Source organism: Bacillus sp. CD3-5 (genome assembly GCF_006349665.1).
GTDB classification, from domain to species: domain Bacteria; phylum Bacillota; class Bacilli; order Bacillales; family Bacillaceae_G; genus Bacillus_A; species Bacillus_A paranthracis.
On record NZ_VEPX01000021.1, the window covers coordinates 1 to 17,104 of the forward strand.

18 protein-coding genes and 1 other annotated feature are annotated in these 17,104 nt (G+C 37.0%); all 18 genes read left to right on the forward strand.

Going from position 1 to position 17,104, the window contains the following annotated elements; all coding sequences use genetic code 11:
• Window positions 1-281 precede the first annotated feature (281 nt).
• Entirely contained in the window at window positions 282-743 is a 462-nt protein-coding gene (gene ctsR / locus FH036_RS25040) for a transcriptional regulator CtsR (RefSeq protein ID WP_001244563.1), read from the forward strand.
• Between the two features lie 171 nt (window positions 744-914).
• Entirely contained in the window at window positions 915-1,463 is a 549-nt protein-coding gene (gene mcsA / locus FH036_RS25045; RefSeq protein ID WP_000128394.1) for a protein-arginine kinase activator protein McsA, read from the forward strand.
• A 4-nt stretch (window positions 1,464-1,467) separates the two neighbouring features.
• A complete protein-coding gene (gene mcsB, locus FH036_RS25050; RefSeq protein WP_000050825.1) occupies window positions 1,468-2,532 on the forward strand; it encodes a protein-arginine kinase McsB in 1,065 nt (354 codons plus the stop codon).
• A 22-nt stretch (window positions 2,533-2,554) separates the two neighbouring features.
• On the forward strand, window positions 2,555-4,990 hold the full coding sequence (gene clpC, locus FH036_RS25055; RefSeq protein ID WP_000971177.1) for an ATP-dependent protease ATP-binding subunit ClpC: 2,436 nt from the start codon (window positions 2,555-2,557) through the stop codon (window positions 4,988-4,990).
• Between the two features lie 96 nt (window positions 4,991-5,086).
• Window positions 5,087-6,463 carry a DNA repair protein RadA gene (gene radA / locus FH036_RS25060; RefSeq protein ID WP_001085212.1) on the forward strand — a complete coding sequence of 459 codons (1,377 nt, stop codon included), beginning with the start codon at window positions 5,087-5,089 and terminating at the stop codon, window positions 6,461-6,463.
• A gap of 3 nt (window positions 6,464-6,466) precedes the next feature.
• Window positions 6,467-7,540 (forward strand): DNA integrity scanning diadenylate cyclase DisA, encoded by a 1,074-nt coding sequence (gene disA, locus FH036_RS25065; RefSeq protein WP_000392171.1) that lies wholly within the window; start codon window positions 6,467-6,469, stop codon window positions 7,538-7,540.
• Window positions 7,541-7,700: 160 nt separating this feature from the next.
• On the forward strand, window positions 7,701-8,810 hold the full coding sequence (locus tag FH036_RS25070; protein ID WP_000919684.1) for a PIN/TRAM domain-containing protein: 1,110 nt from the start codon (window positions 7,701-7,703) through the stop codon (window positions 8,808-8,810).
• Between the two features lie 16 nt (window positions 8,811-8,826).
• Window positions 8,827-9,507, forward strand: coding sequence for a 2-C-methyl-D-erythritol 4-phosphate cytidylyltransferase (gene ispD, locus FH036_RS25075; RefSeq protein ID WP_000288305.1), 681 nt, complete (start codon window positions 8,827-8,829; stop codon window positions 9,505-9,507).
• A 115-nt stretch (window positions 9,508-9,622) separates the two neighbouring features.
• The gene (ispF, locus tag FH036_RS25080; RefSeq protein ID WP_000488383.1) at window positions 9,623-10,099 is read left to right on the forward strand and encodes a 2-C-methyl-D-erythritol 2,4-cyclodiphosphate synthase; all 477 of its coding nucleotides are present in this window, start codon (window positions 9,623-9,625) and stop codon (window positions 10,097-10,099) included.
• A gap of 89 nt (window positions 10,100-10,188) precedes the next feature.
• A complete protein-coding gene (gene gltX / locus FH036_RS25085) occupies window positions 10,189-11,646 on the forward strand; it encodes a glutamate--tRNA ligase (protein WP_044790591.1) in 1,458 nt (485 codons plus the stop codon).
• Window positions 11,647-11,693: 47 nt separating this feature from the next.
• Window positions 11,694-11,939: a binding site (T-box leader), on the forward strand.
• Window positions 11,940-12,077: 138 nt separating this feature from the next.
• The gene (gene cysE, locus FH036_RS25090) at window positions 12,078-12,743 is read left to right on the forward strand and encodes a serine O-acetyltransferase (protein ID WP_000476500.1); all 666 of its coding nucleotides are present in this window, start codon (window positions 12,078-12,080) and stop codon (window positions 12,741-12,743) included.
• Window positions 12,724-14,121: a cysteine--tRNA ligase gene (cysS, locus tag FH036_RS25095; RefSeq protein ID WP_000152260.1), complete on the forward strand. Its 1,398-nt coding sequence runs from the start codon at window positions 12,724-12,726 to the stop codon at window positions 14,119-14,121. Before cysE ends, cysS begins: the two co-directional genes overlap by 20 nt.
• Window positions 14,122-14,123: 2 nt before the next feature.
• Window positions 14,124-14,531, forward strand: a complete 408-nt coding sequence (locus FH036_RS25100) for a Mini-ribonuclease 3 (protein WP_000564261.1) — start codon at window positions 14,124-14,126, stop codon at window positions 14,529-14,531.
• On the forward strand, window positions 14,528-15,271 hold the full coding sequence (gene rlmB, locus FH036_RS25105) for a 23S rRNA (guanosine(2251)-2'-O)-methyltransferase RlmB (RefSeq protein WP_000093759.1): 744 nt from the start codon (window positions 14,528-14,530) through the stop codon (window positions 15,269-15,271). The genes FH036_RS25100 and rlmB overlap by 4 nt, the downstream gene beginning before the upstream one ends.
• A 3-nt stretch (window positions 15,272-15,274) precedes the next feature.
• On the forward strand, window positions 15,275-15,787 hold the full coding sequence (locus FH036_RS25110) for an NYN domain-containing protein (protein ID WP_000997882.1): 513 nt from the start codon (window positions 15,275-15,277) through the stop codon (window positions 15,785-15,787).
• Between the two features lie 67 nt (window positions 15,788-15,854).
• Window positions 15,855-16,514, forward strand: coding sequence for an RNA polymerase factor sigma-70 (locus tag FH036_RS25115; RefSeq protein WP_000387198.1), 660 nt, complete (start codon window positions 15,855-15,857; stop codon window positions 16,512-16,514).
• 128 nt (window positions 16,515-16,642) lie between these two features.
• Window positions 16,643-16,789: a 50S ribosomal protein L33 gene (gene rpmG / locus FH036_RS25120; RefSeq protein WP_002070160.1), complete on the forward strand. Its 147-nt coding sequence runs from the start codon at window positions 16,643-16,645 to the stop codon at window positions 16,787-16,789.
• 32 nt (window positions 16,790-16,821) lie between these two features.
• Window positions 16,822-17,001: a preprotein translocase subunit SecE gene (gene secE, locus FH036_RS25125; protein WP_001241321.1), complete on the forward strand. Its 180-nt coding sequence runs from the start codon at window positions 16,822-16,824 to the stop codon at window positions 16,999-17,001.
• Window positions 17,002-17,104 lie beyond the last annotated feature (103 nt).

The following is a 17,104-nucleotide window of genomic DNA, read 5'->3' on the forward strand; positions in this document are numbered from 1 at the left end:
GAACACGGAAGTTAAGCTCTCTAGCGCCGATGGTAGTTGGGACCTTGTCCCTGTGAGAGTAGGACGTCGCCAAGCAACTAAACACGAGTCAAATGACTCGTGTTTTTTCGTGTTTTCTTTTATAATCCATAGTAATAAAAAATGTATTTAAATAATTATTATTTTGATTAAATACAGGGGAATGTGGCTAGGATAGTAAATAAGCAAAACAGTTGCAAATTTTATTAATACGTATATAATTAAAGTCAAAGATAGTCAAAGTCAATAAAGGTGGCGGATAAATGAGAAATATATCTGATATCATTGAGCAATATCTAAAGCAAGTTATTGACTTAAGTAATAATAATGTGATTGAAATCAAGAGAAATGAGATTGCGGATCGATTCGAGTGCGTACCATCTCAAATCAATTATGTAATCAATACCCGTTTTACGTTAGAAAGAGGATTTGTAGTAGAAAGTAAACGTGGTGGAGGAGGTTACATTCGCATTATAAAAGTCAAACTGCATGACGATATAGACATTATTGATCAAATGCTTCATATGATTGATCATAGCGTTGCGCAAGGAAATGCAGAGAGTATGATTATACGTTTAATAGAAGAGGGAATCATAACGAATCGTGAAGCTAAACTTATGTTAAGCGTACTAGATCGTTCTGTATTATCAATGGATGTTCCTTCTCGAGATGAACTTAGGGCTCGAATATTATGCGCAATGTTAAGAACACTGAAATATAAATAAATACAGCTTTTGTAAAAGAATAATAACTAAAAGATAAGGCAGTTAAATATTGTAGAAGTTTTGAAAAAAGAACACGCACTTTTGTAAACGAATAAAGGAAAGTGAACAGTCTAGTAATGTATGAAAAGTACTATGAGATAGATCGTTCCTGTTGTAAAGGTGGGGATAGTGATGACTTGTCAAAACTGTAATATAAGACCAGCAACTTTACATTATACAAAAGTAATTAACGAAAAGAAGGCGGAAGTTCATCTTTGTGAGCAATGTGCAGAACAAAGTGGCTATACGTCTTTCTTTCAATCATCGCAGTCTAACTTTTCATTCCATGATTTATTTGCTGGGTTATTACACGGTGAATCAACAATGTTTGAAGAAGGAAAAAGCGGATTTTCGAACACAAATATATTGAGGTGTCCAGATTGTAAAATGACATATGAGCAACTTACAAAGGTAGGACGCTTTGGATGTGCTTCTTGTTACGATACATTTAAGGAACATTTAAAGCCATTATTAAAACGTCTTCACGGCGGGCATACAGATCATTGTGGAAAAATTCCGGAGCGTATAGAAGGAAATATTCACTTAAAGAAAGAATTAGATGAACTAAAACTCATTCTGAAACAATACGTACAGAAAGAGGAATTTGAGAAAGCTGCTGAAGTAAGGGATAAAATTAGAAACCTTGAAAATCAGCTTAGTGAGCATAGAGAGGGGGAATAGTTCTATGTCACTGGACAAAATTATGAATGAAGCGATTAGTCCATGGATGAAGGGGGATGGCCCTGATTCTGATATTGTTTTAAGTAGTCGAATTCGTTTGGCTCGTAATTTTAAAAAATATCAATTCTCTACTATGCAAAACGAAGAAGAAGCTAAACAGATTCAAGAATTATTTAAAAAGGAATTTATAAATAAAACAGTAGAACCTTTTGGAGAGTTTGAACTATTAAAAATGAATGAATTAACGCCTCTTCAAAGGAGAGTATTAGTTGAAAAGCATTTAATTAGTCCCAACCTTGCAGGAACAGAATATGGAGCGTGTCTATTGTCAGAAAACGAACATATTAGTGTTATGCTGAATGAAGAAGACCATATTCGGATTCAGTGCTTATTTTCAGGATTGCAGTTATCAGAGGCCCTTCAAAGTGCCAATCAAATAGATAATTGGATTGAGAAAGAGGTTGAATATGCTTTTGATGAATCACTTGGATATATTACGAGCTGCCCTACTAACGTTGGTACAGGACTTAGGGCTTCCGTAATGATCCATTTACCGGGGCTCGTTTTAACGAAAAGAATTAGCCGTATTATACAAGTAATTCAAAAATTAGGGTTAGTAGTAAGAGGAATATACGGTGAAGGTAGCGAAGCGTTAGGTAATATATTTCAAGTGTCAAACCAAATGACGCTAGGAAAATCTGAAGAAGATATTATTGCAGATTTAAAGAGTGTTATTCAACAAATCATACAGCAAGAAAAGATGGCTAGAGAATTAATTGTACAAAATTCAAGTATTGAGCTTGAAGATAAAGTTTATCGCTCTTATGGCATACTAGCTAACAGTCGTTTAATTCAATCTGCGGAAGCAGCCAATTGCTTATCAGATTTACGACTTGGTATTGATTTAGGATATATAAAAGGTATATCGAGGAATATTTTGACTGAGCTAATGGTTCTTACACAACCAGGCATTTTACAACAATATGCGGGAGGACCTTTAGGGCCAGAAGAAAGAGATTATCGAAGAGCAACCTTAATCCGTGAGCGATTACGTATTGAAAAAAACTAAGCGCAAGTAGGAGGCGATTTCTATGATGTTTGGAAGATTTACAGAAAGAGCACAGAAAGTATTAGCTTTATCTCAAGAGGAAGCGATTCGTATTGGGCATAACAATATTGGAACAGAACATATTTTACTTGGGCTTGTACGCGAAGGTGAAGGAATTGCAGCAAAAGCGTTGATTGCTCTTGGATTAAGCCCGGAGAAAGTTCAAAAAGAGGTAGAAGCGTTAATTGGACGCGGAACAGAAGCTTCTCAAACCGTACATTATACACCGCGTGCTAAAAAGGTTATTGAGCTGTCTATGGATGAAGCTCGTAAATTAGGTCATTCTTACGTTGGAACAGAACATATTTTACTTGGTTTAATCCGCGAGGGTGAAGGGGTAGCAGCACGTGTTTTAAATAACTTAGGTGTTAGCTTAAATAAGGCAAGACAACAAGTATTGCAACTTCTTGGAAGTAATGAAGCAAGTTCAGGTCATCAAGGTGGTTCTTCAACAAATGCAAATACACCAACACTTGATAGCTTAGCACGTGATTTAACAGTTGTTGCACGTGAAAATCGTTTAGATCCTGTTATTGGACGTGGTAAAGAAATTCAACGTGTAATTGAGGTTTTAAGCCGTAGAACAAAAAACAATCCTGTATTAATTGGGGAGCCTGGTGTAGGTAAAACGGCAATTGCAGAAGGATTAGCACAACAAATCGTAAATAATGAAGTTCCTGAAACTTTAAGAGATAAGCGTGTTATGACACTAGATATGGGTACAGTGGTAGCCGGAACGAAATACCGTGGTGAATTTGAAGACCGTTTAAAGAAAGTAATGGATGAAATCCGCCAAGCAGGAAATATCATTCTATTTATTGATGAACTTCATACATTAATTGGTGCAGGTGGAGCAGAAGGTGCTATTGACGCATCGAACATTTTAAAACCATCTTTAGCTCGTGGGGAATTACAATGTATTGGGGCGACAACGTTAGATGAATATCGCAAATATATTGAAAAAGATGCAGCTTTAGAGAGACGTTTCCAACCAATTCACGTTGATGAGCCAAGTTTAGATGAATCAACTCAAATTTTGAAAGGTTTACGCGATCGTTATGAGGCACATCACCGCGTATCTATTACAGATGATGCAATTGATGCAGCTGTAAAGCTTTCAGATCGTTATATTACAGATCGTTTCTTACCAGATAAAGCAATTGATTTAATTGATGAAGCTGCTTCAAAGGTTCGCTTACGCTCTTATACAACACCACCAAATCTAAAAGAGCTTGAAGTGAAGCTTGAGGAAATTAGAAAAGAAAAAGATGCAGCTGTACAAAGTCAAGAGTTTGAAAAAGCTGCTTCCTTACGTGATATGGAACAACGTTTACGTGAGAAGTTAGAAGATACGAAGCGTCAATGGAAAGAGCAACAAGGAAAAGAAAACTCAGAAGTGACAGTAGAAGATATTGCAAATGTTGTTTCTACGTGGACTCGTATCCCAGTTTCTAAACTTGCACAAACAGAGACTGATAAATTATTAAACTTAGAATCCATCCTTCACGATCGTGTTATTGGTCAAGATGAAGCGGTAGTAGCTGTAGCAAAAGCTGTTCGCCGTGCTAGAGCAGGGTTGAAAGATCCGAAACGTCCGATTGGCTCGTTTATTTTCTTAGGACCAACAGGTGTAGGTAAAACGGAGTTAGCAAGAGCGTTAGCAGAATCTATGTTCGGTGATGAAGATGCAATGATTCGCATCGATATGTCTGAGTACATGGAGAAACATTCTACTTCTCGTTTAGTTGGATCTCCTCCAGGGTATGTTGGATATGAAGAAGGTGGACAATTAACAGAAAAAGTTCGCCGTAAGCCATATTCAGTTGTCCTATTAGACGAGGTAGAGAAAGCTCATCCTGATGTGTTTAACATTTTACTACAAGTATTAGAAGATGGTCGCTTAACAGATTCGAAAGGGCGTACAGTTGATTTCCGCAATACAATTGTTATTATGACATCTAACGTTGGTGCAGAGGCGTTAAAACGTAATAAGCATCTTGGATTTAACGTACAAGATGAGGGCCGCGATTATTCGGATATGAAAGGTAAAGTAATGGATGAGCTGAAAAAAGCCTTCCGTCCAGAATTCTTAAACCGTATTGATGAAATTATCGTGTTCCATATGCTTGAGAAAAAACATATTCAAGAGATTGTAACACTTATGGTAAATCAGTTAGTAAATCGCTTAAAAGAGCAAGAAATTGAATTGCAATTAACAGAAGGAGCAATTTCGGCCATTGCTGATAAAGGGTTTGACCGAGAGTACGGTGCTCGTCCGCTTCGTAGAGCAATTCAGAAACATGTAGAAGATAGACTATCGGAAGAACTTTTAAAAGGTGCTATTGAGAAAGGACAAAAAGTTATCTTTGATGTTGAAGGAGAATCATTTGTCATTCATAGTGCTGAAAAGGTAAAATAAGTATAGACAAACTAAGAGGGCTACGAGATAGCCCTCTTTCTTGTACGACAAGGATAAATTGTTTATAGATGAAAGTGAAGTGAGATATAAAACGATATGGCTAAAAAGAAAACAAAATTCACATGTCAAGAGTGTGGGTATCAGTCACCAAAATATATGGGGAAATGTCCTGGATGTGGTCAATGGAATACGCTTGTTGAAGAGATGGAACCGGTTGTATCATCAAGGCGCCTTAATTATGCCAATGCAATTCAAACAGAAGTAACAAAACCAAGACGTCTAACAGAAGTGGAAACAAAGTCTGAGGCGCGTATTGAAACAAAATTTCAAGAATTTAACCGTGTACTTGGTGGCGGGATTGTAGATGGATCCTTAGTACTGATTGGTGGAGACCCCGGGATTGGAAAATCAACGTTACTATTACAAATATCATCGCAATTAGCAGATTCTTCATATGATGTCCTATATATATCGGGTGAAGAATCAGCAAAACAGATTAAACTGCGTGCGGATCGTTTACATGTAAATGGTAGTAATCTATTTGTTGTATCAGAGACGGATTTACAGCGAATTGCAACACATATTGAAGAGGTGAACCCAGCCTTTGTTGTTATTGATTCTATTCAAACAATACATCTACCTGAAGTAACATCAGCGCCGGGAAGTGTGGCACAAGTTCGTGAATGTACAGCGGAATTAATGAAACTTGCAAAAACGAAAGGAATCCCTATTTTTATCGTTGGACATGTGACAAAAGAGGGGGCGATTGCAGGACCTCGTATGTTAGAACATATGGTCGATGCAGTTCTTTATTTTGAAGGAGACCGTCATCATACATACCGTATTTTGCGAGCAGTAAAGAATCGCTTTGGTTCTACGAATGAAATGGGTATTTTTGAAATGAAAGAACTTGGTCTTGCAGAAGTATTAAACCCTTCTGAGATTTTCCTTGAGGAAAGACCAGTTGGGGTTGCGGGATCAACAGTGGTTGCCTCAATGGAAGGAACAAGACCAGTTTTAGTAGAAATACAAGCATTAATTTCCCCTACTAGTTTTGGAAACCCTCGAAGAATGGCAACGGGAATTGATCATAACCGTGTATCGCTTATTATGGCAGTGCTAGAAAAAAGAACAGGCTTATTATTGCAAAATCAGGATGCATATTTAAAAGTAGCAGGTGGTTTGAAGTTAGATGAACCAGCAATTGATTTAGCTGTCGCTTTAAGTATAGCTTCAAGTTTTAGAGATAAATCTACGGCACCAACCGATGCAGTAATAGGAGAAGTAGGATTAACTGGAGAAATAAGAAGAGTATCAAGAATTGAACAACGTGTACAAGAAGCGGCTAAATTAGGATTTCAACGCGCTATTATTCCTAGAAAAAATTTGGGAGGATGGACAATTCCAGATGGGATTGAGGTAGTTGGTGTATCTAATTTAGGAGAAGCACTTCGTTTGACATTAGGAGGCTAGGCTATGGAAGAAAACAAGCAACGTGTCAAAAGTATGATTAATATTTTACAACTTGTGGCCCCGGGAACACCACTGCGCGAAGGGATAGATAATGTACTTCGCGCACAAACAGGGGGATTAATTGTTCTTGGATATAATGAGCAGATTAAAAGTATTGTTGATGGAGGTTTTCATATTAATTGTGCATTCTCTCCAGCTAGTTTATATGAATTAGCAAAAATGGATGGGGCACTTATTTTAAATGAAACTGGAAGTAAAATTTTGATTTCGAACGCACAGTTAGTTCCAGAGTCATCTATTGACTCTATTGAGACAGGTATGCGCCACCGAACGGCGGAGCGTGTAGCAAAGCAGACAGGCAGCCTTGTTGTGGCTATTTCACAAAGACGTAACGTAATTACGCTATATCAAGGGAATTTACGTTATACACTAAAAGATATAGGCGTTATTTTAACAAAGGCGAATCAAGCTATCCAAACGTTAGAAAAATATAAGGCTGTATGGAATGATGGGATTACGAATTTGGGCATTCTAGAATTTGAAGAGGTTGTTACAATGTCCGAGGTAGTCCATGTTTTACATAGTGTTGAAATGGTACTACGTATTAAAAATGAAATATTGAGCTATATTCATGAATTGGGAACAGAAGGTAGGTTAATTCGTTTACAACTTACGGAACTATTAGCCGACTTAGAAGCAGAGGCAGCGCTATTAATTAAAGATTACTATCAAGAAAAAACACAAGACCATCATCAAATTTTGAAAAAGTTACAAGAACTTGCGAATACACAACTTCTAGAGGACAGTGATTTAGTTAAATTGCTCGGATACCCGGGACAAACGAGTTTAGAAGAAAGTGTGACGCCGAGAGGATACCGAATCACAAGCAAAATTTCGCGTGTTCCACCACTTATCATTGAAAATTTAATTAATCGATTTAAAACTTTGCAAGGTGTTTGTCGTGCAACTATTAATGAATTAGATGATGTGGAAGGAATTGGGGAAGTCAGGGCGAAGAAAATACGAGAAGGTCTAAAAAGAATTCAAGAGCATCTCTATATGAGTAGACACAATTAAGAATATTACATTGATTCTATAATATAACGACACTAGAACATTTTTGGTATATGATATGATATATTGGTAAATAAAACTATTTATAAAAAAACACGTCCGCTTTTGCATTCGGCGTTTTGATTAGCGAAACAATGGTTAATAATGAGTAGGAGGTGGTTGGATGTTAAAACGGATTGTACAGCTCTTCTTTTTAGTAATCGGGGGAGCGTTAGGGATTTACTTAATCCCAAAAGTTATTAATGTATTAGACATCGGTGCTGTTCCATTATTGGAAGGATCGTATGTTCGTGCAATTATTGGTGCAATTATTTTATTTTTAACAACATTTTGGCTTGTAGATTATATTGTTCAACTTATTAAGCATATTGAAGAGGCTCTTGTAAAAGCGCCTGTAGCAGATGTTTTGTTTGGTACATTAGGTTTAATCTCTGGGCTTATTGTTGCGTATTTAATTTTAATACCAATTCGTGAATTTACAATTCCAGTTATTAGTACAGTGTTGCAAGTGTTCTTTACTCTTTTACTAGGATATTTAGGATTCCAAGTAGGGTTTAAAAAGAGGAATGAATTGCTAGGATTATTTACATTACCACAACGTGGGAAAAAGAAAAATAATAATAGTGAGAATGAAGAACCAGAAAATGAGGTAGAAGAATCTTTAGCGCATTGGAAAATTCTCGATACAAGTGTAATTATCGATGGACGTATTGCTGATATTTGCCAAACAAAGTTTTTAGAAGGAACAATTGTCATTCCACAATTCGTGTTAGAAGAACTTCAGCACATTGCCGATTCTTCTGATGCTTTAAAACGTAATCGTGGTCGTAGAGGATTAGATATTTTAAATCGTATTCAAAAAGAGATGCCGATTCCGGTAGAAATTTATGAAGGCGATTTCGACGATATTCAAGAAGTGGATAGCAAACTTGTAAAGTTAGCGAAAATCACTGGTGGAACGGTAGTAACGAATGACTTCAACTTAAACAAAGTCTCTGAATTACAAGGGGTAACGGTGTTAAACATTAACGATTTAGCTAATGCAATTAAACCTGTTGTACTCCCAGGTGAAGAACTAAGTGTTTATGTTGTAAAAGATGGAAAAGAACAAAATCAAGGTGTAGCATATTTAGATGACGGCACGATGATTGTAGTAGAAGATGGTAGAGAATATGTAGGCTCACAACTCGATGTACTCGTTACGAGTGTGTTACAAACGTCGGCTGGGCGCATGATTTTTGCCAAACGTAAATTATTAGAAAAAGCATTATAAGTAGAGGATTATTAATATGTATACATTAATTATTCCGGCAGCTGGTCAAGGAAAGCGGATGGGTGCTGGCAAAAATAAGTTGTTCTTACTTATTAATGAAGTACCGATTATTGTGCATACGTTACGTGCTTTCGAACAGGATAAAGCATGTAAAAATATTATTATGGCAATTAACGAAGAAGAGCGTCCGTATTTTGAAGAGTTAATGCAGAAGTATCCGGTTGCAAAGCCAGTACAATTTATTCAAGGTGGAGCTGAAAGACAAGATAGTGTATATAATGCGATTCAGCATACGAGTGATGTTGAGTATGTTCTTGTACATGACGGTGCGCGCCCGTTCGTAACGAATAAAGTGATCCAAGATGTATTAACTGCAGCAGAAAAATATGGAGCTTCCATTTGTGCGGTGCCAGTGAAAGATACTGTTAAGAAAGTAGAGCAGGGTGTTGTTGTAGAAACAGTAGAAAGATCTCAGCTGACAGCTGTACAAACACCGCAAGGGTTCTCTGTTTCTCTTTTGTTAGAAGCTCATAGAAGTGCGAAGCAGAGTTGTTTCCTTGGTACAGATGATGCAAGTCTCGTAGAACGTATCGGGAAGCAAGTAGGTGTAGTAGAGGGGAGTTACTATAATATTAAAGTGACGACTCCAGAGGATTTACTAATTGCTGAAAGTTTTCTTCACGTTCAAAAGAAATGATAGCAATGATTATAGCGAAGAGAAGCTCGGCAAAGGCCGGGCTTTTCTTTATAAGGATAGCGATATAATATAGAATCATAAAGCTCAGTAGTTTAGCTCGAGGAGGATGTAAAAAATGTTTCGAATTGGACAAGGTTTTGATGTGCATGAATTCGCGGAAGGTAGACCGTTAATTATTGGCGGAATTACAATTCCACATGAGAAAGGATTAATCGGTCACTCTGATGCAGATGTATTGTTACATACAATCGCGGATGCGTGTTTAGGTGCAATTGCAGCAGGAGATATTGGAAAACATTTTCCTGATACAGACCCCGCCTTTAAAGATGCTGATTCAGCTATATTATTGCAAAAGGTTTGGGGATTTGTGCGTGAACAAGGTTATGAATTAGGGAATTTAGATTGTACAATTATTGCTCAAAAGCCAAAAATGGCACCACATATTGAAAGTATGCGTAAACGCATTAGTGAACTATTAGAAACGTCTATTGATAATATCAATGTAAAGGCAACAACAACAGAAAAACTAGGATTTACAGGTAGAGAAGAAGGAATTGCTTCTCAAGCAGTTGTTTTATTACAGAAAAAATAATGGTTTTTAATTCGTAAGATGGATAATCACATTTTTTTGGTGTACAATTATAGAATGTGTTGACATTAAGAATGGAAGGTGTACCAATTATGGAAAAGCAAGTGAGAGTGCGCTATGCGCCAAGTCCAACAGGACACTTACATATCGGAAATGCGCGTACGGCATTATTTAATTATTTATTTGCTCGTCATCAAGATGGTAAGTTTATTATTCGTATTGAAGATACTGATGTAAAACGTAATGTTGCTGGTGGAGAAGAAAGCCAATTAAAATACTTGAAATGGCTCGGTATGGACTGGGATGAAGGTGTTGATGTTGGTGGTGAATTTGGACCATATCGTCAAACAGAGCGTTTAGATATTTATAAAAAGTTATATGAAGATTTATTAGAGCGTGGTTTAGCTTACAAATGTTATATGACAGAAGAAGAGCTAGAAGCAGAACGCGAAGGGCAAATCGCTCGTGGTGAAACACCTCGTTATGCAGGTAACCATCGTGATTTAACTGAAGCGCAAGTGAAAGAATTTGAAGCTGAGGGACGTATTCCAAGTATTCGTTTCCGTGTACCAGCTGACCGTGATTACACATTTAAAGATATTGTAAAAGATGAAGTTGCATTCCATTCAAATGATTTCGGTGATTTCGTTATCGTGAAAAAAGATGGGATTCCAACTTATAACTTTGCAGTAGCAGTAGATGATCACTTAATGGAAATTACACACGTACTTCGTGGTGATGACCATATTTCAAACACGCCAAAACAAATGATGATTTATGAAGCTTTCGGTTGGGATATTCCTCAATTCGGTCATATGACTTTAATTGTAAATGAAAGCCGTAAAAAATTAAGTAAGCGTGATGAATCTATTATTCAATTTATCGAGCAATATAAAGAACTTGGATATCTTCCAGAAGCAATCTTTAACTTCATTGCACTACTAGGTTGGTCGCCAGTAGGAGAAGAAGAAATCTTCTCTCAAGAAGAGTTTATCAAAATGTTCGATGCAGCTCGTTTATCAAAATCACCTGCATTATTTGATTCTCAAAAACTGAAATGGATGAACAACCAATATATGAAAAAGCAAGATTTAGATACGGTGGTAGAATTAAGCTTACCGCATTTAGTGAAAGCTGGACGTATAGGTGAAACTTTAAGTGAACAAGAACAAGCTTGGATTCGTGATGTAATTGCGTTATATCATGAACAAATGAGCTTTGGAGCTGAAATTGTAGAGCTTTCTGAAATGTTCTTCAAAGATCATGTTGATTATGAAGAAGAAGGACAAGAAGTATTAAAAGGTGAACAAGTACCAGAAGTACTTCGTGCATTTGCTGGTCAAGTAGAAGCACTAGAAGCTATGGAACCGGCAGCAGTTAAGGCGGCTATTAAAGCAGTTCAAAAGGAAACAGGTCATAAAGGTAAAAACCTATTTATGCCAATCCGTGTTGCAACTACTGGTCAAACACACGGCCCGGAGCTTCCTAATGCTATTGCACTTCTTGGAAAAGAAAAAGTTTTAAATCGTCTTCAAAAAGTAATTGGTTAACATTTTCTAGGTTTAGAAATATAATAAGTATACTTAAAACCTAATAAGGAAAAGCGACGAGAAGGAGAAGTAGAAAATCAGGCTTTTTACAGAGAGAACCACCTTAGGCTGGAAGTGGTTTATAAGCGGGTTTTTGAAATGCCCCTTCGAGTCTTCTGCTGAACAGCAAATTGTTTTGCGAAACGTCTTAGGACGTAAAGTAAGCAGAAGCGGTGTACACCGTTATCAGAGATGAGTTTGAGGCTTTTTTTAGCCTAAACAGAGTGGAACCGCGCTTATAAGGCGTCTCTGTCAATATGACAGAGGCGTCTTTTTTTATACCGTAAAATTGGGTATGAGTATAAGTTTTATCCACGTGTATAAAGATTTAGGGGGATAAGTAGGGAGTTAGTTCACTCGAAAAAGCAGCCCATAAAGGGGAGGGAACGTCGATGTTTAAGAGGCTTCGGGAAGATATTGAAGTCGTTTTTGAACAGGATCCAGCGGCAAGAAGTTATTTCGAAGTCATTTTGACTTACTCTGGATTACATGCAGTTTGGGCCCATCGAATTGCACATGCTTTTTATAAAAAGAATTTCTTCTTTATTGCACGTTGGATCTCACAAGTTAGTCGTTTCTTTACTGGCATTGAGATTCATCCAGGAGCAACAATTGGTCGTCGTTTTTTCATTGACCATGGAATGGGAGTTGTAATTGGAGAAACGTGCGAAATTGGTGACAATGTAACGATCTATCAAGGAGTTACATTAGGTGGTACGGGTAAAGAAAAGGGAAAGAGGCACCCTACAATTCAGGATAATGTATTAATTGCAACAGGTGCTAAAGTACTAGGCTCTATTACAGTTGGAGAGAATTCTAAAATTGGAGCAGGTTCTGTCGTATTAAAAGAAGTCCCTGCACATTCTACAGTTGTAGGTATACCTGGCCGAGTCGTTATTCAAAATGGCGTAAAGATTGGTCAAGAATTGAATCATTCCGACCTTCCAGACCCAATTTTTGATAAATTAAAGGTCATGGAAGTAGAACTTGATAAATTGAAAAAACAACTTGAAGTAAAGGTAGAAAGGAAGGATAAAAATGACTATTCACATTTATAATACGTTAACACGTCAAAAGGAAGAGTTTATTCCATTAGAAGAAAATAAGGTAAAGATGTATGTATGCGGACCTACAGTTTATAACTATATTCACATCGGGAACGCAAGACCACCTATGGTATTTGATACAGTGCGCCGTTATTTAGAATATAAAGGATACGATGTGCAGTATGTATCTAACTTTACTGACGTAGATGATAAATTAATTAAAGCCGCAAATGAGTTAGGCGAAGATGTGCCGACAATTGCGGACCGTTTCGTGGAAGCGTACTTTGAAGATGTAACGGCATTAGGTTGCAAACATGCAACAGTTCATCCGCGTGTAACAGAAAATATGGATATTATTATTGAATTTATTCAAGAACTTGTGAATAAAGGATATGCATATGAATCAGAAGGGGATGTGTACTTTAGAACGAAGGAATTCGAAGGGTACGGTAAGTTATCACATCAACCGATCGCGGACTTACGTCACGGTGCGCGTATTGAAGTAGGAGAAAAGAAACAAGACCCTCTTGATTTTGCACTATGGAAAGCTGCGAAAGAAGGAGAAATCTTCTGGGAAAGCCCTTGGGGTCAAGGTCGTCCAGGCTGGCATATCGAATGCTCGGCAATGGCACGTAAATACTTAGGGGATACAATTGATATTCACGCCGGTGGTCAAGACTTGGCATTTCCTCATCATGAGAATGAAATCGCGCAGTCTGAGGCGCTAACAGGAAAAACATTTGCACGTTATTGGATGCACAATGGATATATTAATATTAATAATGAAAAAATGTCTAAGTCACTTGGGAACTTCATTTTAGTTCACGATATCATTAAGCAATATGATCCGCAGTTAATTAGATTCTTTATGCTATCAGTACATTATCGTCACCCAATTAATTTCAGTGAAGAGTTATTACGAAGCACAAATAACGGACTGGAAAGAATTAAAACAGCTTACGGTAATTTGAAACACCGTATGGAAAGTAGTACGGATTTAACAGATCATAATGAGAAATGGTTAGCTGATCTGGAAAAATTCCAAACTGCATTTGAAGAAGCGATGAATGATGATTTCAATACTGCTAATGCAATCACTGAGTTATATAATGTAGCAAATCATGCAAATCAATATTTACTGGAAGAACATACGTCTACAGTGGTAATTCAAGCATACGTAAAACAACTTGAAACATTATTTGATATTTTAGGGTTAGAATTAGCACAAGAAGAGTTACTAGATGAAGAAATTGAGGCGCTTATTCAAAAACGTATTGAAGCTCGTAAAAATCGTGATTTTGCATTATCAGATCAAATTCGCGATGATTTAAAAGACCGTAATATTATTTTAGAAGATACCGCTCAAGGTACAAGATGGAAAAGAGGATAAGAATGATTGATGCAAAGCAATTAAACAGCTTAGCGTTAGCATATATGGGTGATGCGGTATATGAACAATATATCCGCTATCACCTACTTCAAAAAGGGAAGGTTCGTCCTAATCAGTTGCATCGATTAGGGACAAGCTTTGTTTCGGCAAAAGCACAGGCGAAAGTTGTTTATCATTTATTAGAGACAGCATTTTTAACTGAGGAAGAAGAGGCAGTACTAAGAAGAGGGCGTAATGCAAATTCAGGTACTGTTCCGAAAAATACAGATGTACAAACATATCGACATAGTACAGCCTTTGAAGCGTTAATTGGCTATCATCACTTATTAAATAATCGTGAAAGATTAGACGAAATTGTATATAAGGCAATTGCTGTTCTAGAAGAAAAGGAAGGGGGCACATCATCATGAGTAGTGAATATATTATCGGACGTAACCCTGTAATTGAAGCGTTACGATCAGGGAGAGATATTAATAAAATTTGGATCGCAGAAGGTGCTGCCAAAGGACAAGTGCAAATTGTACTGGCACTAGCGAAAGAAAATAAAATTATTTTGCAACATGCACCAAAAAAGAAGTTAGATCAATTAGTTGAGGGGAACCATCAAGGTGTAATTGCTCAAGTGGCCGCATATCAATATGCTGAGCTAGAAGATCTATTCAAAGTAGCAGAGAAGCGTAACGAAGATCCGTTCTTCTTAATTTTAGATGAAATTGAAGACCCGCATAACCTCGGTTCTATTATGCGTACTGCGGATGCGACAGGAGCTCATGGAATTATAATTCCGAAAAGAAGAGCTGTGGGACTTACTGCATCAGTTGCGAAAGCATCTACTGGGGCAATTGAATATATTCCTGTTGCACGCGTAACGAATTTATCTCGTACAATCGATGAATTAAAAGAACGTGGACTTTGGATTGCTGGTACAGATGCAAAAGGGAAAACGGATTATCGTAATTTAGATGGGAAAATGCCAATTGGATTAGTAATTGGAAGTGAAGGAAAAGGTATGAGTCGTATTATTGGTGAAAAATGTGATTTCTTAATTACTTTACCGATGGTTGGTAAAGTTACATCCTTAAATGCTTCAGTGGCCGCGAGTTTGTTAATGTATGAGGTATATCGTAAACGTAACGAAATTGGTAAATAAAAAATGAACGATATTTTAATCGTTGACGGTTACAACATTATTGGAGCTTGGGGAGACTTGAAGAAACTACGGGATGTAGATTTGCAGTCATCAAGAGATGCACTGATTGATAAGATGGCGGATTACCAAGGTTACACAGGGACAAAGGTAATGATAGTTTTTGATGCGTATACAGTCCACGGTATTGAAAAAAAGATGAAACAATCGCGTGTGGAAGTTATATTCACGAGGAAGAATCAAACGGCAGATGAAAAGATAGAGCAACTTGCGATTGAACTTAGAAATATAAATACGCAAATATATGTTGCGACTTCTGATTATACGGAACAATGGGTTATATTTGCTCAAGGTGCGCTCCGGAAATCTGCGCGGGAATTAGAGTTGGAAGTACAAGCGATGGAGCAACAAGTAAGAAGGCGTACACAAGACGCAAAAGAAAAGCAACCCGCCATGCGAAAGATATTTAGTAAAGATATTACAGAAAAGTTAGAAAAATTAAGAAGAGGAGAGCGTTGAAGCATTGACGCTCTTTGTCTTTTTACTGTATAATATTTCTAAATAAATAGCGGTCGGAGGGATCAAGGTGGAAGCAGGCTTCGTAAGTGTAGGCGACGTTACATTTCGTGATTTAGAAGATGAGGCAATCGTTGAGTTAGTTCGAAAAGGTAATACTGACGCTCTAGAATATTTGATTCACAAATATAAGAACTTTGTTCGCGCGAAATCGAGATCTTATTTCTTAGTGGGTGCCGATCGAGAAGATATTGTTCAAGAAGGTATGATTGGATTGTTTAAAGCGATTCGTGATTATAAGGAGGACAAGCTGTCTTCGTTCAAAGCATTTGCTGAACTGTGTATCACTCGACAAATTATTACCGCTATTAAAACAGCAACCAGGCAAAAGCATATTCCGTTAAATTCATATGTGTCTTTAGATAAACCGATTTATGACGAGGAATCTGATCGGACATTATTAGATGTTATTTCGGAAGCGAAGGTAACTGATCCTGAAGAAATGATTATAAGTCAGGAAGAATATACAGACATAGAATCTAAAATATCTGAATTATTAAGCGATTTAGAAAGAAAGGTGCTTTCTTTATATCTAGACGGCCGTTCTTATCAAGAGATTTCGGAACAGTTAAATAGACATGTGAAATCTATTGATAACGCTTTACAGAGGGTGAAGCGGAAATTAGAACGATATATGGAAATGAGAGAGAGTACCACTTTAAATTCATAACAAGTACTACAGGTGTAAAAAATCACCTGTTTTCTTTTTGTAGGGAGTACAAAAGGCATGACATTGACATTGTCTTTTATTGTATGATACATTTTTAGGGACATAATGTTACAAGGTTGGTGTAACTAATGAGGAAAAAAGTTGTACTCTCATGTGAAGAGTGTAAAAATCGAAACTACTCTACGATGAAAGATACGAGCTCAGTAGAGCGACTTGAAATAAAGAAATTTTGTAAAACATGCAATCAGCATACAGTTCACAAGGAAACAAAATAAATAATTGAAATAATACACTGGAGGTCCCGTAGATGCGTTTAACGAACTTTTTCGGCGATGTAGGTCGCGAAATGAAAAAAGTAAGTTGGCCTAAAAAAGATGAATTACTCCGTTCAACAGCGACTGTTATCGCTACAGTTGTCTTCTTTGCGATTTTCTTCGCAGTTGTTGATATGGGCATTTCTTCTTTAATTCGGTTAATTCTTGGTTAATTCTTGAATAAGAAGCACTTATCCATGATATAATGTTATTTATAAGAACTGTGTAAAAGCCCGGTGAACGGGTTTTTTCATTTGCGCAAAAAAATGTACGTCA

Coding starts and splice junctions, on each gene's coding strand:
- disA (WP_000392171.1), top strand. CDS start 6,467: ATGGAAGAAAACAAGCAACGTGTCAAAAGTATGATTAATATTTTACAA.
- FH036_RS25100 (WP_000564261.1), top strand. CDS start 14,124: ATGATTGATGCAAAGCAATTAAACAGCTTAGCGTTAGCATATATGGGT.
- secE (WP_001241321.1), top strand. CDS start 16,822: ATGCGTTTAACGAACTTTTTCGGCGATGTAGGTCGCGAAATGAAAAAA.
- clpC (WP_000971177.1), top strand. CDS start 2,555: ATGATGTTTGGAAGATTTACAGAAAGAGCACAGAAAGTATTAGCTTTA.
- FH036_RS25070 (WP_000919684.1), top strand. CDS start 7,701: ATGTTAAAACGGATTGTACAGCTCTTCTTTTTAGTAATCGGGGGAGCG.
- FH036_RS25110 (WP_000997882.1), top strand. CDS start 15,275: ATGAACGATATTTTAATCGTTGACGGTTACAACATTATTGGAGCTTGG.
- cysS (WP_000152260.1), top strand. CDS start 12,724: ATGACTATTCACATTTATAATACGTTAACACGTCAAAAGGAAGAGTTT.
- rlmB (WP_000093759.1), top strand. CDS start 14,528: ATGAGTAGTGAATATATTATCGGACGTAACCCTGTAATTGAAGCGTTA.
- gltX (WP_044790591.1), top strand. CDS start 10,189: ATGGAAAAGCAAGTGAGAGTGCGCTATGCGCCAAGTCCAACAGGACAC.
- ispF (WP_000488383.1), top strand. CDS start 9,623: ATGTTTCGAATTGGACAAGGTTTTGATGTGCATGAATTCGCGGAAGGT.
- mcsA (WP_000128394.1), top strand. CDS start 915: ATGACTTGTCAAAACTGTAATATAAGACCAGCAACTTTACATTATACA.
- rpmG (WP_002070160.1), top strand. CDS start 16,643: ATGAGGAAAAAAGTTGTACTCTCATGTGAAGAGTGTAAAAATCGAAAC.
- radA (WP_001085212.1), top strand. CDS start 5,087: ATGGCTAAAAAGAAAACAAAATTCACATGTCAAGAGTGTGGGTATCAG.
- mcsB (WP_000050825.1), top strand. CDS start 1,468: ATGTCACTGGACAAAATTATGAATGAAGCGATTAGTCCATGGATGAAG.
- cysE (WP_000476500.1), top strand. CDS start 12,078: ATGTTTAAGAGGCTTCGGGAAGATATTGAAGTCGTTTTTGAACAGGAT.
- ispD (WP_000288305.1), top strand. CDS start 8,827: ATGTATACATTAATTATTCCGGCAGCTGGTCAAGGAAAGCGGATGGGT.
- ctsR (WP_001244563.1), top strand. CDS start 282: ATGAGAAATATATCTGATATCATTGAGCAATATCTAAAGCAAGTTATT.